This is a genomic window from Pandoraea sp. LA3 (assembly GCF_022696215.1).
Lineage (GTDB): Bacteria > Pseudomonadota > Gammaproteobacteria > Burkholderiales > Burkholderiaceae > Pandoraea > Pandoraea capi.
Map to the genome: position 1 here is coordinate 796,821 of NZ_PTPY01000036.1, position 25,364 is coordinate 822,184.

At 62.9% G+C, this 25,364-nt stretch carries 26 protein-coding genes; 12 read left to right on the forward strand and 14 right to left on the reverse strand.

Going from position 1 to position 25,364, the window contains the following annotated elements; genetic code table 11:
• The first annotated feature begins 17 nt into the window (after positions 1-17).
• The 3 genes from C5N93_RS22060 to C5N93_RS22070 all read left to right on the forward strand — a co-directional run bounded on the left by C5N93_RS22060 (position 18) and on the right by C5N93_RS22070 (position 2,892).
• Complete coding sequence (locus C5N93_RS22060) at positions 18-1,214, forward strand: COX15/CtaA family protein (RefSeq protein ID WP_242560896.1); 1,197 nt, start codon at positions 18-20, stop codon at positions 1,212-1,214.
• 19 nt (positions 1,215-1,233) lie between these two features.
• The gene (cyoE, locus tag C5N93_RS22065) at positions 1,234-2,139 is read left to right on the forward strand and encodes a heme o synthase (RefSeq protein WP_069340353.1); all 906 of its coding nucleotides are present in this window, start codon (positions 1,234-1,236) and stop codon (positions 2,137-2,139) included.
• A gap of 147 nt (positions 2,140-2,286) precedes the next feature.
• Positions 2,287-2,892, forward strand: a complete 606-nt coding sequence (locus C5N93_RS22070) for an SCO family protein (protein ID WP_069340352.1) — start codon at positions 2,287-2,289, stop codon at positions 2,890-2,892.
• Positions 2,893-3,040: 148 nt separating this feature from the next.
• Here C5N93_RS22070 and cydX read toward each other — a convergent pair whose 3' ends face one another.
• The 5 genes from cydX to rpoH form a co-directional block, all read right to left on the reverse strand.
• Positions 3,041-3,157 carry a cytochrome bd-I oxidase subunit CydX gene (cydX, locus tag C5N93_RS22075; RefSeq protein ID WP_042114280.1) on the reverse strand — a complete coding sequence of 39 codons (117 nt, stop codon included), beginning with the start codon at positions 3,155-3,157 and terminating at the stop codon, positions 3,041-3,043.
• A gap of 15 nt (positions 3,158-3,172) precedes the next feature.
• Positions 3,173-4,309, reverse strand: coding sequence for a cytochrome d ubiquinol oxidase subunit II (gene cydB / locus C5N93_RS22080; RefSeq protein ID WP_242560944.1), 1,137 nt, complete (start codon positions 4,307-4,309; stop codon positions 3,173-3,175).
• Between the two features lie 27 nt (positions 4,310-4,336).
• Positions 4,337-5,941, reverse strand: a complete 1,605-nt coding sequence (locus tag C5N93_RS22085) for a cytochrome ubiquinol oxidase subunit I (protein ID WP_242560897.1) — start codon at positions 5,939-5,941, stop codon at positions 4,337-4,339.
• Positions 5,931-6,365, reverse strand: coding sequence for a cytochrome oxidase putative small subunit CydP (gene cydP, locus C5N93_RS28490; RefSeq protein WP_347403320.1), 435 nt, complete (start codon positions 6,363-6,365; stop codon positions 5,931-5,933). Before cydP ends, C5N93_RS22085 begins: the two co-directional genes overlap by 11 nt.
• Positions 6,366-6,801: 436 nt before the next feature.
• Positions 6,802-7,650, reverse strand: a complete 849-nt coding sequence (rpoH, locus tag C5N93_RS22095; RefSeq protein WP_240493420.1) for an RNA polymerase sigma factor RpoH — start codon at positions 7,648-7,650, stop codon at positions 6,802-6,804.
• A 313-nt stretch (positions 7,651-7,963) separates the two neighbouring features.
• On the opposite strand from rpoH, the gene C5N93_RS22100 reads away from it, so the two are divergent.
• Positions 7,964-8,347, forward strand: coding sequence for a nuclear transport factor 2 family protein (locus C5N93_RS22100; protein ID WP_242560899.1), 384 nt, complete (start codon positions 7,964-7,966; stop codon positions 8,345-8,347).
• 309 nt (positions 8,348-8,656) lie between these two features.
• Here the strand turns inward: C5N93_RS22100 and ybiB are convergent, their stop codons facing one another.
• Entirely contained in the window at positions 8,657-9,613 is a 957-nt protein-coding gene (gene ybiB, locus C5N93_RS22105; RefSeq protein ID WP_242560900.1) for a DNA-binding protein YbiB, read from the reverse strand.
• 163 nt (positions 9,614-9,776) lie between these two features.
• Here ybiB and maiA point away from each other — a divergent pair, with 163 nt between their 5' ends.
• On the forward strand, positions 9,777-10,424 hold the full coding sequence (gene maiA, locus C5N93_RS22110; protein ID WP_150721023.1) for a maleylacetoacetate isomerase: 648 nt from the start codon (positions 9,777-9,779) through the stop codon (positions 10,422-10,424).
• Between the two features lie 16 nt (positions 10,425-10,440).
• Positions 10,441-11,067, forward strand: a complete 627-nt coding sequence (locus C5N93_RS22115) for a LysE/ArgO family amino acid transporter (RefSeq protein ID WP_069340346.1) — start codon at positions 10,441-10,443, stop codon at positions 11,065-11,067.
• A gap of 107 nt (positions 11,068-11,174) precedes the next feature.
• On the opposite strand, the gene ftsY is transcribed toward C5N93_RS22115, so the two are convergent.
• Positions 11,175-12,683 (reverse strand): signal recognition particle-docking protein FtsY, encoded by a 1,509-nt coding sequence (ftsY, locus tag C5N93_RS22120; RefSeq protein WP_242560901.1) that lies wholly within the window; start codon positions 12,681-12,683, stop codon positions 11,175-11,177.
• 228 nt (positions 12,684-12,911) lie between these two features.
• Here ftsY and C5N93_RS22125 point away from each other — a divergent pair, with 228 nt between their 5' ends.
• Together C5N93_RS22125 and C5N93_RS22130 are read left to right on the forward strand one after the other, a co-directional pair.
• Entirely contained in the window at positions 12,912-14,282 is a 1,371-nt protein-coding gene (locus C5N93_RS22125; RefSeq protein WP_242560945.1) for a pitrilysin family protein, read from the forward strand.
• A gap of 12 nt (positions 14,283-14,294) precedes the next feature.
• Complete coding sequence (locus C5N93_RS22130; protein ID WP_242560902.1) at positions 14,295-15,743, forward strand: pitrilysin family protein; 1,449 nt, start codon at positions 14,295-14,297, stop codon at positions 15,741-15,743.
• A gap of 118 nt (positions 15,744-15,861) precedes the next feature.
• On the opposite strand, the gene C5N93_RS22135 is transcribed toward C5N93_RS22130, so the two are convergent.
• Together C5N93_RS22135 and nodI are read right to left on the reverse strand one after the other, a co-directional pair.
• Positions 15,862-16,647: an ABC transporter permease gene (locus tag C5N93_RS22135; RefSeq protein WP_174980962.1), complete on the reverse strand. Its 786-nt coding sequence runs from the start codon at positions 16,645-16,647 to the stop codon at positions 15,862-15,864.
• An 88-nt stretch (positions 16,648-16,735) separates the two neighbouring features.
• Complete coding sequence (gene nodI / locus C5N93_RS22140) at positions 16,736-17,653, reverse strand: nodulation factor ABC transporter ATP-binding protein NodI (RefSeq protein ID WP_242560903.1); 918 nt, start codon at positions 17,651-17,653, stop codon at positions 16,736-16,738.
• A gap of 167 nt (positions 17,654-17,820) precedes the next feature.
• Between nodI and rsmD the strand changes: the two genes are divergently transcribed.
• Both rsmD and coaD read left to right on the forward strand, forming a co-directional pair.
• Positions 17,821-18,414: a 16S rRNA (guanine(966)-N(2))-methyltransferase RsmD gene (gene rsmD / locus C5N93_RS22145; RefSeq protein ID WP_242560904.1), complete on the forward strand. Its 594-nt coding sequence runs from the start codon at positions 17,821-17,823 to the stop codon at positions 18,412-18,414.
• A gap of 55 nt (positions 18,415-18,469) precedes the next feature.
• Positions 18,470-18,964 (forward strand): pantetheine-phosphate adenylyltransferase, encoded by a 495-nt coding sequence (coaD, locus tag C5N93_RS22150; protein WP_069340341.1) that lies wholly within the window; start codon positions 18,470-18,472, stop codon positions 18,962-18,964.
• A gap of 148 nt (positions 18,965-19,112) precedes the next feature.
• Here coaD and C5N93_RS22155 read toward each other — a convergent pair whose 3' ends face one another.
• Positions 19,113-19,916 (reverse strand): transporter substrate-binding domain-containing protein, encoded by an 804-nt coding sequence (locus C5N93_RS22155; protein WP_242560905.1) that lies wholly within the window; start codon positions 19,914-19,916, stop codon positions 19,113-19,115.
• Positions 19,917-20,390: 474 nt separating this feature from the next.
• Positions 20,391-21,362 (reverse strand): LysR family transcriptional regulator, encoded by a 972-nt coding sequence (locus C5N93_RS22160; RefSeq protein WP_242560906.1) that lies wholly within the window; start codon positions 21,360-21,362, stop codon positions 20,391-20,393.
• Between the two features lie 126 nt (positions 21,363-21,488).
• Here C5N93_RS22160 and C5N93_RS22165 point away from each other — a divergent pair, with 126 nt between their 5' ends.
• The gene (locus C5N93_RS22165) at positions 21,489-22,235 is read left to right on the forward strand and encodes an SDR family oxidoreductase (RefSeq protein ID WP_242560907.1); all 747 of its coding nucleotides are present in this window, start codon (positions 21,489-21,491) and stop codon (positions 22,233-22,235) included.
• Between the two features lie 31 nt (positions 22,236-22,266).
• On the opposite strand, the gene C5N93_RS22170 is transcribed toward C5N93_RS22165, so the two are convergent.
• Positions 22,267-23,316 (reverse strand): TonB-dependent receptor, encoded by a 1,050-nt coding sequence (locus tag C5N93_RS22170; RefSeq protein ID WP_242560908.1) that lies wholly within the window; start codon positions 23,314-23,316, stop codon positions 22,267-22,269.
• 151 nt (positions 23,317-23,467) lie between these two features.
• Positions 23,468-23,956 carry a DUF697 domain-containing protein gene (locus tag C5N93_RS22175; RefSeq protein ID WP_277990385.1) on the reverse strand — a complete coding sequence of 163 codons (489 nt, stop codon included), beginning with the start codon at positions 23,954-23,956 and terminating at the stop codon, positions 23,468-23,470.
• Between the two features lie 155 nt (positions 23,957-24,111).
• Here C5N93_RS22175 and C5N93_RS22180 point away from each other — a divergent pair, with 155 nt between their 5' ends.
• On the forward strand, positions 24,112-24,516 hold the full coding sequence (locus C5N93_RS22180) for a helix-turn-helix transcriptional regulator (RefSeq protein ID WP_242560910.1): 405 nt from the start codon (positions 24,112-24,114) through the stop codon (positions 24,514-24,516).
• Positions 24,517-25,215: 699 nt separating this feature from the next.
• On the opposite strand, the gene C5N93_RS22185 is transcribed toward C5N93_RS22180, so the two are convergent.
• The coding region (locus C5N93_RS22185; RefSeq protein WP_242558397.1) for a transposase at positions 25,216-25,364 on the reverse strand (149 nt) is incomplete at its 5' end.

Below are 25,364 nucleotides of genomic sequence, written 5' to 3' on the forward strand. Positions count from 1 at the left end.
GAACTGACGTAATACCGATGCTTTACCTTCTGGAACTGGGCTTCATCGGCCTGTGTATCGCGGTGCTGCCGCTGGGCTGGGTGCTGCTGCGCCGCGACGCCAACAAGTACCGCAAACTGGCCTGGGTGACGACCTTTCTCACGCTCGACCTGATCATGTTCGGCGGTTTCACGCGCCTGACGGACTCGGGGCTGGGGTGTCCCGACTGGCCGGGGTGCTACGGCACCTCGTCGCCGTTCGCCGCACACGCCGACATCCACGAGGCGCAGATGCTGCTGCCCACGGGCCCGGTGACCTTCGTGAAGGCATGGATCGAGATGATCCATCGCTATTTCGCCATGGCGGTCGGCGTGCTCATCATCACGCTGATGGTGATGGCGTGGGTCAAGCGCCGCGAACTGAAGCAATCGCCGTGGCTCGCCACGTGGCTGCTGGTGCTCATGTGTGTGCAAGGGGCGTTCGGTGCCTGGACCGTCACGATGAAGCTGCAACCCGTGATCGTCTCCATTCACCTGATGTTGGCGCTCACATTGCTGGGGTCGCTGGCGTGGCTGGCATCGCGACAGATGCCGCTGGCGAGCGTGGCGGCCGATGCCGGGGCGTTGCGCTGGCGCTGGGCGGCGTTGATCGGTCTGGCGCTGCTCGTCTTCCAGATTGCCCTTGGCGGATGGGTAAGTACCAACTACGCTGTATTGGCATGTACCGACTTCCCAACGTGTCAGGGTCAGTGGATACCGTCGATGGACTTCCATAACGGCTTCAGGCTATGGCGAGAACTGGGCAAAACCGCCGGGGGCGAGGTGATTCCGATGGACGCGCTCGTGGCGATTCATTGGGCGCACCGCACGTTTGCCGTCGTCGTGGTGCTGTATCTGGCGTGGCTGGCGAGCGTGCTGCGACGTCATGCCGCGCTCAGAAAGCTCTCAATTCTGGTATTGATACTGGTGCTCGTGCAATTTGCCACGGGACTGTCGAACATCGTTTTCCAGTGGCCGTTGCTCAACGCCATCGCGCATAACGGCGGGGCGGCGGTCCTGCTGCTTTTGCTCGTCATGTTAAACTACCGCATTCGCGCCGCCCGCCATATCGAAGCGGCGCGTGTTGCGTCCGGCCTGATGAATCAGGCAGACCTTCCGGCCCGCCAGCAGTCTCTCTCCGCGGAACCGGCCGCCGCACCGCTCGGCGCTCCTTCTGCGCCGTCTGGCCCGGCGTAGCGCATTGCCTTCAGAGTGTATGAAAAGCACGACCCTTCCCCATCCGCCGGCTAGCCGTATCGCGCAGTACTGGGCGCTGACCAAGCCCCGCGTGACGCAGCTCGCCGTCTTCTGTGCCGTGATCGGCATGTTCCTGTCCACGCGCGGCATGGTGCCGTGGCAGGTGCTGATCGGCGGCACCATCGGTATCTGGCTGCTCGCCGGATCGGCCTTTGCCGTGAACTGTCTGATCGAGCAACGTGTGGACGCGCTCATGCGCCGCACCGCGTGGCGTCCGTCCGCGCGCGGCGAGATCGCCCCGTGGCAGATCATCGTCTTCTCGACGATCCTGGGCGCCGCCGGCATGGTGGTGCTCTACACGTTCACCAATGCGCTGACGATGTGGCTCACACTGGGCACGTTCGTCGGTTATGCCCTGATCTACACCATCATCCTCAAGCCCTCCACGCCGCAGAACATCGTGATCGGCGGTGCTGCCGGTGCAATGCCCCCGGCGCTCGGCTGGGCGGCCGCGACCGGTGCCGTGCCGGCCGATGCGTGGATTCTGGTGCTCATCATCTTCGTCTGGACGCCGCCGCACTTCTGGGCGCTCGCGCTGTATCGCCGTCAGGACTACGTGAACTCCGGTTTGCCGATGCTGCCGATCACGCATGGCGAGAAGTACACGCGCCTGCAGATCCTGCTGTACAGCGTGGTGCTGTTCGCCGTGTCGCTGCTGCCGTTTGCGCATCGCATGAGCGGTTATCTGTATCTCGCGTCTGCGGTCGTGCTCTCGGGCATCTTCCTCGGTTACGCCATCAAGCTGTGGCGCAAGTATTCCGACGAGCTCTCGCGTTCGATGTTCCGCTACTCGATCGTCTATCTCTCGCTGCTGTTCGCAGCGCTGCTGGTCGATCACTACGTGCAGATCTATCTGCTCGGCTGATCAGGCTTTAGCAAGAACCGGGCGGCGCCGGCTTTTCGATCCGCCCACGCTGCATCACGACGACAGGCGCGTTACGGTATTCTCTGCCGGCGCGCCTGTTGGTTTTTCGGAAGGCGTTTTTTCCATACGTTCTGGGGTCATTCGTTCATGAATCTTGCTGTCATCTGGTTGCGCCGCGCGATGTTGCTCATGGGGCTCACTGTGCTTCTCGCCGCGTGCGGCAAGGACGGCCCGACGTTCACGAGTCTCGATATCACCGGCAACAAGGAATTCGCGCAGAACTTCTCGTTGCAGGACCCGCAGGGCAAGACGCGCACGCTGGCCGACTACAAGGGTAAGGCGGTGGTGATGTTCTTCGGTTACACGCATTGCCCTGACGTTTGCCCGACCACGATGGCCGAACTCAATCAGGTTATGCAGAAGCTCGGCGCCGACGACGCACAGCGCGTGCAGGTGCTCTTCGTGACGGTCGATCCGCAACGTGACACGCCGGAGTTGATGGGCCAGTACGTGCCGGCGTTCAACCCGGCCTTCGTCGGATTGCGTCCGGCGGACGATGCGGCGCTCAAGGAAGTCACCAAGTCGTTCCGTGTGGTCGTGAACAAGGTCGAAGGCTCGACGCCGAACAACTACACCATCGATCACACCGCTGGCATCTACGTCTTTGATCCGAACGGACAACTGCGCCTATTCATGCGTCCGGACGAACCCGTCGACGCGATGGCGAAGGATCTGAAGACATTGCTGAGCTGAGTTGAACTGAGAGGTTTCGACCCGTGCGCGAACAGGGGCGAGCCTCACCGGCCCAAAAAAATCGCGCCCCTTGAGGCGCGATTTTTCATTTCCGGCGTCATGTTTGCTACGCCCCGAGCACCGCAGCGCCCGACGCGTATCGTCAGTCTCAACTACCTTCCTGACTCCGACGCTCCAGATCGTCGTGCGCTTCGAACCACATCACGTTGATGATGCCGAACGCGAGCGCGAGGCCAAGGCCGAGAATCCAAGAGAAGTACCACATGTCGCGACTCCTTGATCAGTACATCGTGTGCGGGTTGTCGTTGACCGTCTCGATCGTCACGCGGCCACGGATCACGCGATACACCCAGCCGGTGTAGAGCAGGATGATGGGCAGGAAGACGATCACGGCGATCAGCATGATTTGCAGCGTGAGCTGGCTCGACGTGGCGTCCCAGACCGTTAGGCTGCTGCCCGGCGCGGTGGCGGACGGCATGACGAACGGGAACATCGAGAAGCCGGCGGTGAGGATGATCCCGGCCATCATCAGCCCGGTCACGACGAACGTCCAGGCATAGGCGCGGCTCGTGGCGAGCAACGCCGCGAGCAGGGCGCACAGGCAGGCCACGACCGGCGCCGCGATCATCCACGGATAGGTGTGATAGTTCGTGAGCCACAGCCCCGGCCCCGTGGTGACCTGCTTGAGCAGCGGGTTGGCCGGCGAATCGGTCGGGCCCATCTGCGTGATGGCGAAGCCGTCGACGTGCGTCGCGACCAGCACCCCCGCCACGAGGAACAGCAGCAGCGTGCCGAGCGCGGTGAAGCGCATGATGCGTCCGGCGCGCGCCGCCACGATCGGGTCGGCCTTCATGCGCAGGTGTGCCGCGCCGTGCGTGAGCAGCATCAGCAGGCTCACCAGCCCGCACAGCAGCGCGAACGGGTTGAGCAGCGCCCAGAACGATCCGGTGTACGTGGAGCGCAGAGTGTTGTCGAACGAGAACGGCAGGCCGAGCAGCAGGTTGCCGAAGGCCACACCGAACACCAGCGACGGCACCGTGCTGCCGACGAACAGCGCCCAGTCCCATGACGTACGCCAGCGTGCGCTCGGCAGCTTGTTGCGATAGTCGAAGCCGACCGGCCGCAGGAACAGCGCGAACAGCACCAGCAGCAGCGCCCAGTACAGGCCGGAGAACGCCGCCGCGTAGACGAGCGGCCACGCGGCGAACATCGCGCCGCCGGCCGTCACGAACCAGACCTGATTGCCCTCCCACGTGGGGGCGACGGTGTTGATGATGACGCGTCGCTCCGCGTCGTTCTTGCCGAGGAAGGGCAGCAGCGTGCCGGTGCCCATGTCGAAGCCGTCGAAGAAGGCGAAGCCGATCAGCAGCACGCCGATGAGCACCCACCAGATCAGCTTGAGTACGGTGTAATCGATCATCATGATGTGGTTTCTCCCTGACGATCAGACCGAAGTGGCCGGACGGTCGCTTGCGATGGCAGACCCGCCGGATCCTTGCGTCTCGAAGTGATAGCGGCCGGTGTGCAGCGACGACGGGCCGAGCTTGACGTACTTCACCATCAGGAACATTTCAATGATGAGCAGCGCGGTGTAGAAGATGATGAATCCCGCGAGGCTCATGTACAGATCGGTAGCCGAGAGCGACGATGTGGAGAGATGCGTCGGCAGAATGCCGGCGATGGTCCACGGCTGACGCCCCACTTCGGCGACGATCCAGCCGAACTCGGCCGCGAGCCACGGCAGCGGAATCGCCCACACGCACCAGCGCAGGAACCATGCCGAGCGCGGCTTGAGCAGACGGCGTCGCGCGCACAGCCAGAACGCCCACAGGAACGTGAACAGGAACAGGAAGCCGAGGCCGACCATGATGCGGAACGACCAGAACACGGGCGCGACCGGCGGAATCGTGTCGTTGGCCGCCATGTGGATCTGTTCGGGCGTGGCGTCGACGACGTTCGGTGTGTACTTCTTGAGCAGCAGGCCGTAACCGAGATCGTCTTTGTACTTGTCGAACTCGGCACGCACCGCGGGCGACGTATCGCCGCTACGCAGCTTTTCGAGCGCCGCGAACGCCAGCATGCCGCGCTTAATGTTGTCCTTGTGCTCGTCGCGCAATTGCGTGAGACCGATCACCGGTGTGTCGACCGAGCGCGTGGCGATCAGACCCATCGCCCAGGGAATCTTCACCGCGTAGTCGGTGCGCTCTTCCTTCTGATTCGGGAAGCCGAACAGCGTGAACGATGCGGGCGGTTTGGCCGTCTCCCATTCCGCCTCGATGGCGGCGAGCTTGACCTTCTGCACTTCACCCGTGGTGTAGCCCGACTCGTCGCCCAGCACGATGACGGAGAGGGTCGAGGCCAGCCCGAAGCCCGCAGCGACCGCGAAGGAGCGCAACGCGAACGGCACGTCGCGACGCTTGAGCAGGTACCACGCGGAGATGCCGAGCACGAACATGGCGGCGGTCACGTAACCGGCCGAGAGCGTATGCACGAACTTCACCTGCGCCACCGGGTTGAAGACTACTTCCCAGATGCTGTTGAGCTCCATGCGCATGGTCTCGTAATTGAAGTGCGCGCCGACCGGATTGTTCATCCAGCCGTTCGCCACGAGAATCCACAGCGCGGAGAGGTTCGAGCCGAGGGCCACCGCGAACGTCGTCGCCAGGTGGCCGATGCGCGAGAGCTTGTTCCATCCGAAGAAGAACAGGCCGACGAACGTCGCTTCGAGGAAGAACGCCATCAACCCTTCGATGGCGAGTGGCACACCGAAGATGTCGCCAACGTAATGGGAGTAGTACGCCCAGTTGGTCCCGAACTGGAATTCGAGCGTGAGACCGGTGGTCACGCCCATCGCAAAGTTGATCAGGAAGAGCTTGCCCCAGAACTGGGTCATGTCCTTGTAGATCTGCTTGCCGGTCATCACGTAGACCGACTCCATGATGACGAGCAGCCACGACAGGCCCAGTGTGAGCGGGACGAACAGGAAGTGATACAGCGCCGTTATGGCGAACTGCAAGCGCGAGAGGTCGACGACTTCGCTACTGATCATGGCGGACACCTTGATTTTTGGTGGGGGACTGCGCTTCGACGGCCTGCGGCCCGATGAGGGCGCGGGCCACGACGTCCGGCGGCAACTGCATGTGCTTGGCCATCGGAGCGTCGAAGAACGCGTGCTTCAGAATGAAAAGGAGTACTACCTTGATCGCGAGTACGATCAGGATTTCGAGGGCAAAGCGGGAAGGGCGGGTGCGCCAGCGCCGGATTATCCAGGCTAGTGCGCCGGATGCCGGTGGGGCGGCGGATGCGGTGGCTGACGTCGATGTCGGTGCGCCGCCTGGTGCGTTGCCTGACGACACGACAGCGGCGGCGGTCGCGGCGAGAGGCTTCGGACTGCTAGGAGAGTGGGTGTCCATCCGTGACGGCTCCTGGCGTCGAAAGTCGTGTGTTGGGAACAGCGTCGACTTTCGGCGCATTTTGCCTTATCGCTTGAAAATGTCAAACCGCAGCGCACGGGGGCGGATGACACGCAGATGACGCTGGTTCGATGCGGATCTGCCGCCACGAGCGTGGCAGATGAGAAGCGGATTCGAGACAAGGGTCCGGCGCGGCGAACGGCCCCCGGGCCGTCCTTCGCACGTAGCATGGCCACGTACGAGCCGATTCTATCGACGGGCCTGGGGCACGACCTTGCGATGCATCAAGTCTCGCGCAGATGGCGGGTGAACTTTCGATGGACAAAAAAAGCCCCGTGAATGTCACGGGGCTTTGTCGGCCTTTATGGGGCTTGGCTGCCGGCGGTTTTCTGCCGGCGCGGAGCCGGGTGTCGTGTGGCAATTTGTCGCGTGTTGCCTGGGACGTCCCCGACTCGGGTGTTACGCGTGCATCGTCACATCGTCAGGCGCGCCGCCATCAGGCGTACGCTTGCAGTGCACCCTTCATCTTCTTCATCGCGGCCACTTCGATCTGGCGGATGCGCTCGGCGGACACGCCGAATTCGTCAGCCAGCTCGTGCAACGTGGCGCCACCGCTGCCGTCGTCGGCGACCGACAGCCAGCGCGCTTCGATGATGCGGCGGCTACGCGGGTCGAGACGGCCGAGCGCCGTTTGCAGACCATCGCTTTGCAGATGGTCGCGCTCGCGCGCTGCGATCACGGCGGTCGGCTCCTGATGGGAGTCGGCCAGATAGGCGATCGGGGCGAAGCTTGCGCTGTCGCCGTCGTCGCTATGACCTTCGAGCGCGATATCGCCGCCCGACATGCGGGTTTCCATCTCGATGACGTCTTCACGCTTGACGTTCAGATCGCGGGCGACCTGATCGATCTCTTCCGGCGTGAAGGCCTGAAGGCCCTGCTTCTGGCTGCGCAGGTTGAAGAACAGCTTGCGCTGCGCCTTGGTCGTGGCGACCTTGACCGTGCGCCAGTTCTTCAACACGTATTCGTGAATCTCGGCCTTGATCCAGTGCATGGCGTACGACACGAGCCGGACACCCTGCGTCGGGTCGAAGCGCTTGACGGCCTTCATCAGGCCGATATTGCCTTCCTGAATCAGGTCCGCATGCGGCAGGCCGTAACCGAGGTAGTTACGCGCGATCGAGACCACCAGACGCAGGTGCGAGAGCACGAGCTGACGAGCGGCTTCGAGGTCGTCTTTTTCACGCAGACGCTTGGCGAGCGACTGCTCTTCCTCGGCGGAAAGCATGGGAATGCGATGGACAGCCTGAATATAGCTGTCGATATTGCCCAGACTGCCCGGCAGCATCAACGCCGACGGGGCAAGAGCGAGGGCACGCGAATTCGGCGCCGTGCCGGTGGCCGGCGTCGTCGGATGCTTGTTGGCGGCAGTACTCAAGTGGTGGACTCCTGGTTAGCCTCTGGGAAAGCATTTTAGCACTCTCTTTCGATGAGTGCTAAAGACGTTAGAACCCTTACCGGGCGGGAAGTTTCCGGTGTCTCGGGGTTTTCCAGCACCCCCCGTCAAACGGGAGAAGTCACTGGCGCAAACGTGACTCGGATGGTGTAAATTGCAACCCAAGCCGCGAGCGAATAGTGATGGCGAAGACGGGAGGATCAGCATGGCTGGCAAGCACATTGACGAGGTGCGGCGACGCGAATCGGCGCGCTTCGAGGCGATGATCGACGGCAATATCGACGTGCTCGAAACGCACCTTGCGGATGGTCTGTTCTACGTCCATTCGAACGGCAAACGCGAGTCGAAAGGCGAATTTCTCAACGCCCTCAGCTCGGGCCGCCGGAAATACGCCGCCATCGATGTCACTTCCCAGGAGCTACGCGAATTCGGCGACACGGTCGTCGTGACTGGCAAACTCGACGTCGAGCTGGAAACCGCGACCGGCTCACTCAACTCTCAGATGGTCTACACCGCCGTGCATGTGCTCGAAGCCGGTGTCTGGCATCTGATCTCGTGGCAGGCGACCCGCATGGCGCCGTCGGACTGACATCTCCGGCGGCGCTTTTCCATGCTTCCCATGGGTTGCTGCGTCACCCGCCTCTCGCCCGACACGGATCGGGCGTCCTCTCCAAAACAGAAGATTTGATGGCTTTCGGGATGAATTGTTCCGAAAAAATCGGATTTTTCTTAGGTATTTCGCGTTTGCGTCGGAATTCGAGCGAATAGCCGACGTTGCGGGCGTAATGCAGGGGCGCGGTAGGAAACCTGTCTCACGTAGCGACGCCAAGCCGCTACGACGGTCGGTATCGTCGGTATCGTCGATGCCGGGCGCCAGATCGCGCCGCGGCGCCGCCGATCACCCTGTAGTCCCGAGTGCCTGACAAATCACTTCGACTTGACGGGCGATCGGGGCGGGCACCGGAACGTCGTCCGCGAGCACGGCCTCGATCCACCGGGCGGTGGCCGGCGCGCCGGCGGCAGGGAGTGACGGCGGCGTGCCGGTGGCGCCTTCCTCGGCCGATTGCCACAGACGGTAGGTGCCGTCCGAGAAGCCCTCGATGGCGGTCTGACGCCGGGCGTCGGCGACAGGTTCGCCTTCGGTGCCGCGAGCGAGCAGCACGCCCGGGGCGGCGCTGTTGGCAGCGTCGGCGAACATCTCGCCCAACGTCTCCCGATACTCCGGATGGGTGTAGTTCACCAGACGCAGCGCCGGTCCGGCGAACGGTTGCAACAGCTTCACGACCGTATGCCCAGAATTGCGTACGCCCAGCGGTGCGCGCATCTCCAGCAGGCGTTCCAGCGCGGGCGAGAGCGCGGCGATCGGCAGATAGGCGACGCGCCGGGCGCGCAGCGCCGCTTCGGCTTCGGCGGCCGAGCCGCACGCGTGATGTCCCAGTTCCGCAAAAATCGCTTGCGTGCCGACGCGATTCACCCCGCTGTGATGTTGCCCGTGGACCAGCACCGGGATGCCCTCGCGTGCGAGCAACAATGCCAGCAGGGGCGTCAGATTCGGCTGTTTTCGCGCGCCGTTGTAGCTGGGCAGGAGCACGGGAGGCGGCGCGTCGGTCGGTGCGACGAGCGGCGTGAAGGTGGCATGCGCCGCGTCGAGCATGGCGCGCAGTTCGACGGGGGTCTCGCCCTTGATGCGATACGCGATCAGCACGCCGCCCAGCTCGGCGGGCGACACGCGTCCGGCGAGGATGGCGTCGAACAGCGTGCGGGTTTCGTCGGCGCTCAGTGCGCGGGCACCCTTGGCGCCACGGGCGATGATCTTGAGCAGCGGGGCGCAGGCAAATGGGGCAGCGGAGGTCATGACGTTTCTGTCGACGTTCGTGGACGGATGCGAGGATGCATCCATCATACGCAATCATGTGTCATCGGGGCGAGCGCTTGCAGTACCATCTCGGGTTCGGATGCGACGTCTGACGCCGGGTACGGCCCACGCATCTCCCCCATTTCCGCTTTCGAGGTCTGCCATGTCCACGCTGTACAGCTATTTCCGCAGTTCCGCCGCGTATCGGGTGCGTATCGCTCTGAACCTGAAGGGGCTCGACTACGACACCGTACCGGTGCATCTGGTACGCGACGGCGGTGAACAGCTCAAGCCGGCCTACCGCGCGCTCAACGTCAATGCGCTGGTGCCGACGTTCGTCGACGGCGACGTGAACATCCACCAGTCGCTCGCCATCATCGAGTATCTGGAAGACGTGCATCCCACGCCCGCCCTCTTGCCGGCAGACCCTGTCGCACGTGCACAGGTGCGTGCGCTGGCGCTGGACATCGCGGCCGACATCCATCCGATCGACAACCTGCGCGTGCTGCGTTTCCTCAAGCACGACATGGGCGTGACGGAGGAGCAGAAGAACGCCTGGTACGTGCACTGGATCGTGGAAGGCTTCACGGCACTCGAAGCGCGCCTCGCGGCGCAGAAGGCACCGGGCAAGTTCGTGCTCGGCGACACGCCGACGCTTGCGGACTGCTGCCTCATCCCGCAGATCTACAACGCCAGACGCTTCAAGGTGGACCTCACGCCGTACCCGCGCATTGCGGCCATCGACGCACACTGCGCCACGCTCGAAGCGTTCCAGCGCGCGGCGCCTGAAGCCCAACCCGACGCAGAGTGAGAGAGTACGCAACTCGATGATCGATCCGGCTTTCTGGCGGGGCATGGCGCTCGGCGCCAGCCTCATCATGGCAATCGGTGCACAGAATGCATTCGTATTGCGTCAGGGGATTCTGAAGCGTCACGTAGGCGTGGTGGTGACGGTCTGCGCGATCTGCGACATGGTGCTGATCGCAGCGGGCGTGGCCGGCATGGGCGGCATCATCGCCGCGTATCCGAGCTTCATCACGATCGTGACGTGGGGCGGTGCGGCGTTCCTGTTTCTCTACGGCTTGCGCGCGTGGCGTGCAGCGTTTCGTGGCGTGGGGGCGTTGCAGGCGGACGGCAGCAAGGCTGCCACGCAGAACATGACGTGGCAGCGCGCAGTCGTGCTCGTGCTGATGCTCTCGCTGCTTAATCCGCACGTGTACCTTGACACGGTGATTCTGCTCGGCGGCATCGGGGCGCGTGAGACGGCGCCCGCCAACGTGTGGTTTGCCGGCGGTGCGATGATCGCGTCCGTGCTCTGGTTCACGACGCTGGGCTACGGCGCGCGGTTGCTGGCGCCGCTGTTCTCGCGCGCTCGCGCGTGGCAGATCCTCGACGGCTTCGTCGGCCTGATGATGTGGGGGCTATGCGCAGGGCTCGTCGCGCAGCAGATGTAACGACGGTTGAGGGATGAAAAACGAACGGCCCGCCACGAAAGTGTGCGGGCCGTTCGTTTTTTGCAGGCGCTTGTGCGCGCCGGGGATGCTTATGACGCTGACGACACTTATCCGAGCAACGCGTCGGCGAATTCGCGTGCCGAGAACGGTTGCAGGTCTTCGACCTTCTCGCCCACGCCGATGAAGTACACCGGCACCGGACGCTGACGTGCAATGGCCGCCAGAATGCCGCCCTTGGCGGTGCCGTCGAGCTTCGTCACGATGAGGCCGGTGAGCGTCAGCGCGTCGTCGAACGCCTTGACCTGCGCGAGTGCGTTCTGGCCGGTATTCGCGTCGATCACGAGCAGCACTTCGTGCGGCGCGCCGTCGGCGGCCTTGCCCAGCACGCGCTTGATCTTCTTGAGCTCTTCCATCAGATGCAACTGCGTGGGCAGACGGCCTGCCGTGTCCGCCATCACGATGTCGATCTTGCGGGCGCGCGCAGCGCTTACGGCGTCGAACACGACGGCGGCCGGATCGCCGCTTTCCTGTGCGACCACGGCCACGTTGTTACGCTCGCCCCAGATCGCCAGTTGCTCGCGAGCGGCGGCACGGAACGTGTCCCCGGCGGCGAGCAGCACGGACTGGCCGTAGTGCTGGAAATGCTTGGCGAGCTTGCCGATGCTGGTCGTCTTGCCCGCGCCGTTCACGCCCGCAATCATCACGACCATGGGGGCCTCGCGGCCCAGCACGAGGCTTTGCTCCAGCGGGCGCAGCAGCTCGACCAGGAGGTCGTGCAGCGCGCGCTTGACCTGTTCGCCTTCCGTCAGACGCTCGGTCTTGACCTTCTTGCGCAGGGCGTCGAGCAGGAACGTGGTGGCTTCCACGCCCGCATCGCTCATCAGCAGCGCGCCTTCGAGTTCTTCGAACAGATTCTCGTCGACCTTCACGCCGACGAAGATGCCGGTAAGGCCGGCGCTCGTCTTCGACAGACCGGCTTTCAGGCGGGTGAGCCACGAACGCTTGGCGGCCGGTGCCGGGGCAGGTGCGGCGACGATTTCGCCGATGGCTTCGCCCTGAGAATCCTTGACGACCACAGGGGCCGGCGCGGGGGCGGGAGGATCGATGGCTTCGGCCGCTTCGATCGGGGCGGCGGCTTGAACCGCCTCAGCCGCCTCAGCCGCTTCGGCCGGTGCCGGTGTAGGCACAGGTTCAGGCGCCCGTGTTTCCGCGATGTGCGGCGTCACGGCGGGTACGGCTTCGACCGGCGCGGCAGGCGTTGGGAAATTAGCCTGAGCCGGCTCGGACGGCGCCGCATTTTCCACGGGCGCCGCTACGGGAGCCACGGGGGCAGCAGGCGTGGGCTCTGCAACGGGCGGCACGGGCTGAGCGGCCGGTGCGGCCTCGACGGCGCGCGTGGCCGGTGTCGGCGCGGCAGGCTGGACCGGCGCCGTTTCCACGGCCGGGGGCGTGCTTGCCTGCGGCGGCTGTGCGGGCGGCGCTGACGGCGCAGAGGGGGCAGCGGGCGACGCGACGGGCGTTTCGGCGTCGGGGGAGGCTTGCGATTCGGTCGGTGCCGGGCTCGTCTCGGCGGCCTTGTTACCGCCCGACTTGAAGCGCTTGAAGAAACTGAACATGGGGTGAAGAACTCGACGTGGGGGCGCGCTATCGGCGTGCGGCTAAGAATTGTCGTGCCATTCGCGTCGCACAAAACGCCCTACAATGGGCGGGTCGTTGTTTCCGACGCGGGAAATGCGACGTATTTTATCAGACGCGAATCGACGTCCATGACGGGCGAAAGGGGATCCATGACGGGAACCATGCGCTGGCGACACGCCTTTGCCGGACTGGCTCTGGCGGGTGTGATGAGCCTGGGCTACGCCGCCGACACCGTTGGCAATGGCGGCAGCAAGACGACGGACAACACTTCGGAATTCACGCTCTCGAACGGCCTGCGGCTGATCGTGCGCGAAGATCACCGGGCACCGACGGTCGCCCACGTGGTCTGGTATCGCGCCGGGTCGCTCGACGAGTTCAATGGCACCACCGGCGTTGCGCACGCGCTCGAACACATGATGTTCAAGGGCACCAAGACCGTCGGTGCGGGCCAGTTCTCGCGACAGGTCGCCGCGCTCGGCGGCCGGGAGAACGCCTTCACCAGCAAGGACTACACCGGGTACTTCGAGCAGACGGAGAAGTCGCGTCTGCCGGAGATGATGCGTCTCGAAGCCGATCGTATGGCCAATCTGACGCTGTCCGCCGACGAGTTCGCCAAAGAGATCCAGGTCGTGATGGAGGAACGCCGTCTTCGCACGGACGACCAGCCGCGCGCGCTGCTCTACGAGCAACTGATGGCCACCGCGCTCGTTGCGAATCCGTACCGTCGCCCGATCGTCGGCTGGATGGACGATCTTCAGCACATGACCGTGCAGGACACCCGCGACTGGTATGAACGCTGGTACGCCCCGAACAACGCCGTGGTCGTCGTGAGCGGGGATGTGGACCCGGCACAGGTCAAGGCGCTCGCGGAAAAGTATTACGGTCCGATCAAGTCGCACACGCTACCCGAGCGTCGGCCGCAGAACGAGCCGGCACAGATCGGGGTGCGTCGTGTGTTCGTGAAGGCGCCCGCGGAGAACCCGAACGTGATGCTCGCGTGGCGCGCACCGCGCCTGAACGATGTCGAGAAGGATGACGACGTCTATGCGCTGCAAGTGCTCTCCGCCGTGCTCGACGGTTACGGCAATGCGCGTCTGACGAGTCGTCTGGTGCGCGAGCAGCGCATTGCGAACGATGTCGGGGCGAGCTATGACGGCGTGGGTCGCGGCCCGCAGTTCTTCATCATGGATGCCACGCCTGCGCAGGGCAAAACCCCCGAGCAGATCGAGAAGGCTTTGCGCGCACAAGTGGCCGACATCGCAGCGCATGGCGTGACGGAAGCCGAACTCAAGCGCGTGAAGGCGCAGGTGATTGCGTCGCAGATCTACAAGCGCGATTCGGTCTTCGGGCAGGCGATGGAAATCGGTCTTAACGAGATGTCGGGGATTTCGTGGCGTCAGATCGACCGCATGCTGGAGAAGGTGAAGGCGGTAACGCCCGCGCAAGTGCAGGCCGTGGCCGGCAAGTACTTCGGCGACGAATCGTTGACGGTAGCGACGCTGGTGCCGCAGCCCATCGACGAGGCGACACGCAAGCGCCGCGCCCAAGGGGCGGAAGACCTGAAGAACATGCGCTGAGAGGGCCACACAATGATGAAAATTTCCGCACTGTTGCGTGCGTTCTCCGTGCCCGCGCGAACGGGATTGACGGCTTCCGTGGCGTCTGTGGCTGCGGGTGCGCTGGTGGGCCTTGTGCCGCTCACGGCGAGTGCCGCGTTGCCGATCCAGAGCTGGATCGCGCCGTCCGGCGCCAAGGTGATGCTCGTGGAGAGCCGCTCCATTCCGATGATCGACCTGAACATCGACTTTGACGCCGGTAGCCGTTACGACCCGCCGGGCAAGTCGGGGCTGGCGTTGCTCACGGCCGGGTTGCTCGACTCGGGCGCTGCGGCCACGGGCGGACGTCCCGCGCTGAGCGAGGCGCAGATTGCCGACCGTTTCGCCGACGTGGGGGCCATGGAGGGAACGAGCGCCGGACGCGACGCCGCGACCATCACCATCCGCACGCTGTCTTCGGCGGCCGAGCGTGATGCCGCCGTGAGTACGCTGGCGCAGTTCCTGCAACATCCCACGTTCCCTGATGCGGTGCTCAAGCGCGAGACCGCACGGCTGTCGTCGGCGATTGCCGAAGCGGACACGAAGCCGGAAGCCATCGCCGAGAAGGCGTTCCGCAGCGCGATCTATGGCAGCCATCCGTACGGCGTGACGCCGACGGTCGCCAGCGTGAACGCAGTCAAGCGTGACGATCTGCTGCGCTTCTATCGCGACATGTACAGCCCGAAGCGGGCCGTCGTCTCCATCGTCGGGGACATCGATCGTGCGCAGGCGGAGAAGCTCGTCGCGCAACTGACCGATGCGATGCCTGCCGGCGTCGTGCCGCCGAAGATGCCGCCGGTCGCCGCATTGCGCAGTGCTGTGCAGATCGACTTGCCGCATCCGGCCGAGCAGGCCCATATTGCGACGGGACAGGCGTCGATGGCGCGCAGCGACCCCGACTACTTCCCGTTGCTCGTGGGGAATTACGTGCTGGGCGGTGGCGGGTTCGTGTCGCGTCTGACGGCCGAAGTGCGAGAAAAGCGCGGTCTGACGTATGGCGTGTCGAGCGGGTTCGTTCCGCAGTTGCAGGAAGGGCCGTTCGAGATCAACTTGCAGACGCGTCGCGAGCAGGCGCCGGAAGCCCTCAAAGTCGTGCGTGAGACGCTGGCCGAGTTCGTGCAGAACGGACCGACCGACGAGGAGATGAAGGCCGCGAAGGACAACCTGACCAACGGGTTCCCGCTGCGACTCGACAGCAACCGCAAGCTGTTGGCGAACGTGGCGGCCATCGGCTTCTACAACCTGCCGCTGGACTATCTCGATACGTGGACGAGCAAGGTCGAGGCCGTGACTGCTGCGCAGGTGAAGGAAGCCTTCGCACGTCACGTGCAGCCGGATCGTCTTGCGACTGTCGTGGTGGGGCCGAGCAATGTCTTCGGCGCGGCGAGCGCCGGTGCTGCCGCACCGAGCGCTACGCCCGTCGCGAACAAGGCGGCGAAGTGACCAGGTCAGTGAGCCGCTAAGTGAGCCGCTAAATGAGCAGGTGAGGATGACGCGCGGTTGCAGGCGATCGCGCGCCATCGCTCCCGGTCGCTCCCCGATGGTTTCCTCATTGCTCCCCTCATCGAAGAATCCGCCGCCGCAGCAATACCAGCGCCACCGCGAAGCCGACCACGGCGTAGATCGCCAGGGCACCGGCGTGCAGCCACGGCTGGTCGATGGCGCGTCCGAGCATTGCAGGGCGAATCAGCGCCACGGCGTGCGCGAGCGGCAGCCACTCGGTGATGTGACGTGCTGCGGCCGGCAGTTGCGACAAGGGGAAGAACACGCCCGAGAGCAGCAGCATCGGTGTCATCACGAGCGTTTGATAGAACATGAAGAAATCGTAGCTTGGCGCGAGTGCCGTCATCACCATCGCCAGACTGGCGAACGCCAGACCGGCCAGCAGCACTGCGGGCAGTACGACCGCCAGACTCTCGACGCGCGCATAGCCGAGCACACTCGCCACGAACAGAATCGCCACGCCCGAGAGTACCGCCTTGCTCGCCGCCCAGACCACCTCGCCGAGCACAACGTCGCCGAGCGTGAGCGGCGTGTGCATCAGGGCTTCCCAGGTGCGCTGCACGTGCATGCGCGAGAAGCCCGAATACATCGACTCGAAGCTCGCGGAAAACATCACGCTGGACCCCACGGTGCCTGCGGCCAGAAACGCGATGTACGACGTGCCGTCGACGTCGCCGACCATCATGCCCAGCCCGAACCCCAGCCCGAACAGATAGATCATGGGGTCCGCCAGATTGCCGAACATCGAGGCAATGGCGAGCTTGCGCCAGACGAGGAAGTTACGCCGCCACACGCCCATCCAGGGCGTAACGCCCGGCAGATAGCGCGGTGCGTCGGGCCGCATGCCGCGTGGTGCTGTCGTGCGCGGCGGCGCTTCGGTCGAGGTCATGGCCGACGTATCGGGGCTCGCCGTGGTCTCGCGTCGATCGTGCTCAGTCATCGCGCATCTCCCGTCCGGTGAGCTTGAGGAAGACGTCTTCCAGATTGGCGTGACGGTGCAGATAACGAACGCCGGGCTGGTCGCGTAACGCGTTCACGACAGGCGTGGCGTCGCGAACGTAGCAGAAGTGCGTCTCGCCGCTGGTTTCGATGCGCTCGGCGAACGGCGCCAGGCTTGCGAGCAGCGGCTGCGGCACATCGCCGAACACTTCCACGACATCGCAACCGATCTCGCGCGCGACCAGTTCCGGTGGCGTGCCTTCGGCGATCTTACGTCCGGCATCGATGACACAGAGCCGGTGGCACAGGCGCTCGGCTTCCTCCATGAAATGTGTCGTCAGCAGAATCGTCTTGCCCTCGTTCATCAGCGATTTGAGCCGCTCCCAGATCAGATGGCGGGCTTGCGGATCGAGCCCGGTGGTCGGCTCGTCGAGCACCAGCACATCGGGGTTGTTGATGAGGGCGCGGGCCAATGTGAGGCGTCGCTTCATGCCGCCCGAGAGTTGTCCCACGCGGGCATCGGCCTTCGATTCGAGGCGCGCGAAGGCCAGCAGCGCGGGGACGCGCTCCTTGATGTCGGCAGAGGAGAGTCCGAAATAGCGTCCGAAGACGGCCAGATTCTCGCGTACGGTGAAGTCGGGGTCGAGATTGTCGAACTGGGGGACGACACCGACGCGCCGGCGGGCTTGCGGTGCCTGTTGCGGCACGGGTAGGCCGCCGAGACGGATCTCGCCGCTGTCGGGCGTGACCAGCCCGAGCAACATACGTAACGTGGTGGTCTTGCCTGCGCCGTTCGGTCCCAGCAGGCCGAAGCATTCGCCGGGCGCGACACGCAGCGACAGGTGATCGACCACGGGGCGGCCGTCATAGGCCTTGCATAGCTCGGTTACCTCGATGGCGGCATCGGTCATGGTGGGGCGGGCTGTCTCCTGCGATGTGGTATGTTTCGCCTCAACAATGTAGCGTGAATTGCCATGATTTTGGATTTTCAGCGTGCGCAACGACGCGCGCGTCCCCATTTTTCCGCCGTCTGTGGCGTGTCCGATTCCGCTGATCCGGCGGTATTGCGGAGTCCGGCATGAAGTCCGGTCCGGGTAACGTCGCACGCGGCGCGCCGCAACAGGTCCGCATCATCGGCGGCCAGTGGAAGCGCACGCCGCTCCCGGTGCCGTCAGGCGACGGCCTGCGCCCCACGCCCGACCGCGTGCGTGAGACGCTGTTCAACTGGCTCGGGCAGGACCTGACGGGCATGCAATGTCTGGATGCCTTCGCGGGCAGCGGAGCGCTCGGCTTCGAAGCCGCATCGCGCGGCGCGCAGCGCGTGTTGATGGTCGAGGCCGCCGCGCCCGCCGTTCGTCAACTGCGTGCCAATCAGGCGAAGCTCGGGGCGAATCAGATCGAGATCGTGCAGGCCGACGCGAGGCGTCTGATAACCACACTCTCGCCCGGGGTTTTCGATGTGGTTTTTCTGGATCCGCCCTTCGCGAGTGGCTGGCTGAACGATCTGCTTGCGCCTGCTGCGCGCCTGCTGACGCCGAACGGTGTGATCTACGCCGAATCCGACATCCCGCTCGAAGACGATGCGCTCGCCGCGCTCGATCTCTCATGCGTGCGCCGCGCGAAAGCCGGAGCGGTGCATTATCATTTGCTTGAATCGATTCCGAAAACCTAGAGACCACAATGAACAAGTACGCAGTATCGGTCCCCAGCCGCGAGGAGACGTTGGCATGGTAGTGGCGATCTATCCGGGGACGTTCGACCCGTTGACCCGAGGACACGAGGATCTGGTCCGCCGTGCGGCGGGCATTTTCGACAAGCTCGTGGTCGGGGTGGCCGATAGCCGAAACAAGAAACCGTTCTTCACGCTGGAAGAGCGCATCGACATCGCGCGTGAAGTGCTGGGGCACTATCCCAACGTGAGCGTCGAAGGGTTTTCCGGCTTGCTGAAGGACTTCGTGCGCAAGCATCAGGCGCGCGTGATCGTGCGCGGTCTGCGCGCCGTTTCCGACTTCGAGTACGAGTTTCAGATGGCGGGCATGAACCGCTACCTGCTGCCCGACGTCGAGACGATGTTCATGACGCCGTCCGATCAATACCAGTTCATCTCGGGCACGATCGTGCGCGAGATTGCCCAACTGGGCGGCGACGTCAGCAAGTTCGTCTTCCCTTCGGTCGAGAAGTGGCTGGTCACGAAGGTCGGCGATATGGCAGCGAAGCCCTGATCCCACGTCGTTCGCCATGCGTCGTTCGTTGCGACGCAAGGACAAAACCCCGCAGCGTGTTGCCACATTGCGGGGTTTTTTGTTGCGCGCGCGTTTAAGCGCAATTACTTAAGTTCGATTACCTAACGCGTTGCGAGCGTCGCAAGCATCAGAAGCCCGTCGGCAACGGTGCCTGCATCCATTTGACCGACATGGCGTTCAGACGACCATCTGCCTTCGCCTTGTCGATGATCGCGTTCAGCTTCGCCACCATTGCCGTCTCTCCCTTGCCGACGCCGATGTAGCAGGGCGTTTCCTCGACCGGGAATTTCAGATCGAAGGCGCGCTGCTTGCTCTTCTCGCGCACGGCGTTCGCGACGATGTTGCCCAGCGTGACCAGTTGCACCTGACCGGCCAGATACGACGCCGCCGTAGCGTTGTTGTCCTCATAGCGCTTGATGCTGGCGCTTTGCGGCGCAACGGCCGTGAGCGCCAGATCCTCGGTCGAGCCACGCGTCACGGCGATGGTCTTGTTCGCGAGGTCGGCGGATGTCTTGATGACGATGTCCAGCGGGCCGTACACGCTCTTGGGGAACGGCGCGTAAGCCTTCGTGAAATCGATGGCCTTCTCACGCTCGGCATTCTTCCCGAGCGACGAAATGACGACGTCGACCTTGCCGGTGGTCAGATACGCGATCCGGTTCGTGCTGATGACCGGCACGAGTTCGACTTTCGCACCGATCTCCTTGCCGATCAGCTCTGCCATGTCGATGTCGTAGCCGTGAACCTTGAGGTCCGTACCGATCGCGCCGAACGGCGGGAAATCCTGCGGGATGGCAATGCGGATGACGCCGGTCTTCGCGATGGTTTGCAACACGTCGGCATGGGCGACGCCCACCAGACTTCCCAGCGACGCAACGACCACCGCTTGCAGCATCCGGCGACGGCCGGCTTGATGAAGGAACGCACGCATCGATCAAACTCCTTGGCTAAGGCAACAACGAAAAACGAAAAGGGGGCTTGCGTTCCCAAGTGGGGCGCAGACAATTCCGGTCGTACTGGTACGACCAGTTGCGTCGAATACAAAGCACTAAACGTGCCAGCCGGTTGGACACGTCGGGCGAACGCCCGCCGTAAGAGGACGGTCGGCGAGTCGCGGCAGGAAAGCAGGCGCAGAGCGCGCCGGTTGGGAGGAGGCGGCTGGAGGAGGTCGGACGCGATAAGGGGCAAGGGAGCGCTGCGCTGGATTGACGATGCCGGACGTAAGCGCTGCACGAAGCCGCGCGCTTCATGCACCAAGACGAACCGTGCGAGAACGAACCGGTGCATGGATACTGTAACAACGGTCGATGTGGATTTGCCTTGCGCGCGTATCAGCCCGCGCGCCGGAGTGTCCCCCATGCCGACCGCGCGCCACGGACCACGCGTTGCGTTCCACGCGCTCGGATCACGGCTTGTGCGGAATCTTGCGCCCCTTCGCCTCGGCCGATGTCAGTTCGCGCCGGTCCATGACGTAGTCGGTGGCGCCAGCGAGACGTTCCACGACCAGATCGATGAAAGCTCGCACGCGCGTCGGTTGCGCCGTGCGGCTCCCGTAATAGACATGTACGCCCATATGGTCGGTGACGTGTTCGGTGAGAATGGGGACCAGTCGTCCAGCGCGAATCAATGGCGTTGCCGACAGACCCGACAGCAGTCCGATCACCTGCCCCGAGAGGACCGCTTCGGTTTCGAGTTGCGCATCGTTGGTCGACAACGAGGGCGAGACATCTAGCGAGACGACTTCGCCCCGAACCTTCAGCAGCCAGGGCAGCACGCGACCGCTACCGGGGTGCCGGAACACGCTGCATCGATGCGCGCCTAACTGCTCGATCGAATTTGGTGCGCCATGTCTCGCGATATAGGCCGGCGCAGCACAGGCGATCAATTGCATGTCGAACAGGCGCCGGACAGCGACACCATCTTCCGGGGCAGAGCCGATCCGGAAGCCGACATCCACGCGATCCTCTACCCAGTTGCCGATTCGGTCATCAAGTTTGACGTCCGGTTGGATGCCGGGATGGCGCAGGCAAAAGGCATCGATCAGTGGCCAGAGCACCGGCACAAACGAGTATTTGGGCGCAACGATACGCAGCGGCCCGGCAATCTCGTCTTTCGCCGTACGAACCCGATTGACGACGCGCTCCAATGCCGCGAGTGCCGGTTGTGCCGCTTCGAGAAACTCCTGTCCCTCGTGCGTGAGTGCGATGCTCCGCGTTGTCCGATGCAACAGCCGCACGCCCAGCCGCAGCTCGAATGCGGCAAGTGCCTGACTCGCGGCCTGCGGACTGACCCCCTGCGCGGCCGCCGCGCGACGAATGCTGCCAAGCTCGATGGCCTTTGCAAAGGTCTCGATCGCACGAAAGTCGATGGTGTTCATCTGACGCTCCTGAGGGTGATTGCGCGCCAGTATCAATCTGAACTTGCTACCGAATCAATAGATAGGTATCTAGTGAATTGATAATGCCATTTCTACAATGGGTTCTCACAACGTCAGGAGAACCTCATGAACCCCAACATTCAGGGCAAGATCGTCGTTATCACGGGCGCCAGCAGTGGCCTCGGCGAAGCCGCCGCCCGGCTGCTGAGCGCCAGCGGCGCGCATGTCGTGCTCGGCGCGCGTCGACTGGACCGTCTCGGGGTACTGGTGGACGAGTTGAACCGTACCGAGCATCGCGCGATTGCTGTCGCTACGGACGTCACCGTGCGAAGCGACGTCGCGCGTCTCGTCGATACGGCCGTCGAAACCTTCGGTCGCATCGACGTCATGCTGAACAACGCAGGGCTCATGCCGCTCGCACCGCTCGCGCGTCTGAACGTCGACGATTGGGATCGCATGGTCGACGTGAACCTCAAAGGGGTGATGTACGGTATCGCGGCGGCGCTGCCCCATATGCAGCGTCAGATGTCCGGACATTTCGTGAACGTGTCGTCCGTGGCCGGCCACAAAGTCATGAACAACGGTACCGTGTACAGCGCCACGAAGCATGCTGTACGAGCACTGTCCGAAGGATTGCGGCAAGAGACAAAACCGTGGAATCTCCGGACGACCGTCGTATCCCCGGGTGCCGTCGATAGCGAACTGAAAGACAGCGTCACCGAGTCCGATATTCGGCAAGGCATGCACGACTTCTACCGGGCTACCGCGATTCCGGCCGATTCGTTCGCTCGGGCTGTCGCGTTCGCGATCGCACAGCCCGACGATATGGACGTGAACGAAATTCTCTTTCGTCCGACCCGGCAAGTGCCCTGACACAGGTTCGCCATGCGGGTGGCCTCGCCCGTCACATCCTGTAGCTCAGCGTCACCATGACGTTGCGCGGCTCGCCATAGAGCGCCTGATTGTAGAAGCCCGTCATCGTGTAATAGCGCTTGTCGAAGAGGTTGTTGACGTTGATGGCTACGCTCGCGTTCGATGTCACGTCGTAGCGGGCCATCAGCGATGCGATGGCGTATGCACCCTGTCCGACCTGCACCGGTCCGTTGGGACCGAGTGCCGATTGCGAGAAGCGGCTCTGCCAGTTCACGCCACCGCCCACGGTCAGGCGGTGCCACGCGCCCGGCAGGCGGTAGGTCGTGAACAGGCGTACCGTCGCACGCGGAATCTGGCTGTTGAGTCGCGATCCGTCTCCATTCGATGCCGTGAATTGCGACGCCCCGGCATACACGTTCCATCCGGGAAGCCACTCGCCCTGGATGTCCAGTTCGATGCCTTTCGAGCGCGTGTCGCTTGCCGCGTAGTAAGCGAGTGAGCCGTCGGGCAGGTAGTGGCCGGTGTCGGTCTGTGCAACGTTATCGAGCCACGCGTCGAAGAGCGCCACCGACGCGTTCAGACGACCGTCGAGAAACGCCCCTTTCAGGCCGATCTCGGCGTTCTTGCCCGAGGTCGGCGCGAGTACGTTGCCGTTTCGGTCGCGGTAGGTCTGTGGATTGAAGATCGTCGTATAGCTGGCGTATGCGGAGTAGGTGTCGTCAATGTCGTAGACCACGCCCGCGTACGGCAGGAACTTGGCCGTCTGCTTGAAATGGAATGTTCCCTGATCAACTTCGTAGTTGCTCAGACGTGCACCCACGATCAACTTCAGCGGTGTGGCAAGGTTCCATCGCACGGCCCCGTAAGCGCCGCTCTGCTTCACGTGGGTCTTGGTGAGTGCGTAAGGTGTCGAGGCCCAGTCGGGCTCGGGGTACGCGCCGGTCCACCGATAAAAGTCACCGATCGACGTCGGCGTGAAGACGAAGCCCGTCTCGCGGTCATCGGCCTTCTGGTCGGACATCATCGCGCCGAAGGTCAGTTCATGACGTCGTCCCAGCAGCGTGAACGGGCCGGTGGCCATGACGTCGAAACTGTTCTGTCATGGTTGGTCTTCAAAAATGGAAAAAGCCTGATACGCAGGGCGAGTGACGTATCAGGCTTTCCAAGGGCTCTTTCGAGCCGTAGTCTTAGGAGGAGAAAATGCGTTGCAACCTCGCCCGCTGCATTTCTATTTATGCGGCGGCGGCAGCCTTGCGAAAGCTCTCAAAGCTCTTCTTTCCGTTGCGGACAATATTCACCGTAGTGTCTTGCGAGAGCTTCTTCCCGCCTCGCTTCGCAATCTCAATGGCAATGAGTCCGAGCAAGTAGGTTTGCAGACCTGCCGTCCCTGCGCCCAATGCGGAGACGAGCAACGGAGCGCCAGTAAATGCAGCCCCCCAACTAAGCAAGCGTGCCGCCTCGACAAAAACCTGACGACCAATCATGTTGACGGTTCCGAGGGTGCCGAACGATGCAGCAATCGTCTGCAAGCTGATTTCGAGTCCATAGATGGACGCGATGTGGTTGATCATCAGGGTGTTCTCGGCAATGATCGCGACCGACACTGCAGGCACAGGTACGGCTCCCGTCGCGCAAGCAGCCAGCACATACTTCGTCATGACAGCCTGTGCTTGTTGTTCGATATCTTCGTTTGTGGACATCTTCGCTTCCTTCGTGATCAATATGGTCTGACATCTTGGACATGGGTGTCGGCTATCGCACCGGCAGATGAAATTTACTGCAAATGTGTATTGTATGCAAATGTGCGTTTTATGAATATTGGTATTTGGCGCAAAATTCCAGTATGATTCTCGAATGTGTATGGTCGAGGCTTGCTATGTCTGAAATGAAAACGGTGACTACATACGGCGCGATTCTGGGTGCCGTGCTGGCGCAGATTAGATCGGCTGCGGGGTTGAAGCAAAGCGATCTTGCCGAGGCCGCCGGTGTTGGCCCTTCGACTTGGTCGCGTATCGAAAAGGGCGAAAGCTCGCTATCGACAGACCAATTGAAGTTGGCCTCTGACAAGTTGGGTATTTCCCCATCCAAGATTCTGGAGATGGTTGACGTAGCGGAGAAGGCTGCTGCTGAGAAGGGGGTGAAGCGCGAGCCTGTTGGCGATGCGCAATGGACTGCGGCTGCTAGTGCGATTGCGCTTGGATTAATGCCAGTGGTGGGTCCCATGCTGGGCGGCATCATTGGAGCCGCCCTGAAGTATCAGCTTGATAAGGTGAAGAAGTAGCCGGATTTCAGGCGTAATTTGGGCCACAAGACCAGGTTCACGGCGTACTTCTATGAGTTTGTTTTCGCTGCGCTGTCGCTTGCTGCAACAAACTGCTCTGCTGCGTCTTCGTTTCTGGCGAAACTCAGCTACTTGCATCGCGTGCTTGCAGAACAACATATCTGGGCAAACAGCATTTAGTTCGTAAGCAACGGCGCTGCGTAGCAAGCAGGTGCGAGAACTAAATGCCCCTGAGCTGCGTAGTAGCTCAGGTGTCGGGTTATGTGTTTGTGTGTAAGGGGCAGCATCCAGAATTTTTAGTAAAGGCTTCGCAAAACCCTCTTCCGCCATGGAAATTGGTTTTACTTGTGGCCCTGAGACACCCTCTTCTAACGTTATCTGGGAAGATCAACCCATCTGTACCGCTATAGCAATACCAGCAAGTAAGCTGCAACGTTCACGCCTCTTACCCCTTCTTCGCCCCTAGCCGTTTGTCCCGAGTCGCTATAGAACCTCGGACAGCCATGCAACGCTTGCGCGTTGCGGTGGTACTGTATCTACGTATGTCTAGACATCTCCCACCATGACCGACCAGTACGTGTGCACCGGCCTTACCGCTCTTTGTAGTTTTGTTTGTGGAATGGGTGAAACCCGCAAAGCCGTCTGGTCAAGATGACCTGCCCCCTTCAATAGGGCCAATGGGCTTCTAGCAAAGTCCCTTTAAACCTGCTCCTGGAAAGCGGCAGGAGCATCCGCGGTTGCTCGATGTTTCGCCGCAAACTCTGACGGCGCAAGGTAGTTCAGTGCGCTGTGCGGCCTTTGCTCGTTGTAGTCCTGACGCCATGCCGCGATGACAGCCCGAGCGTGCG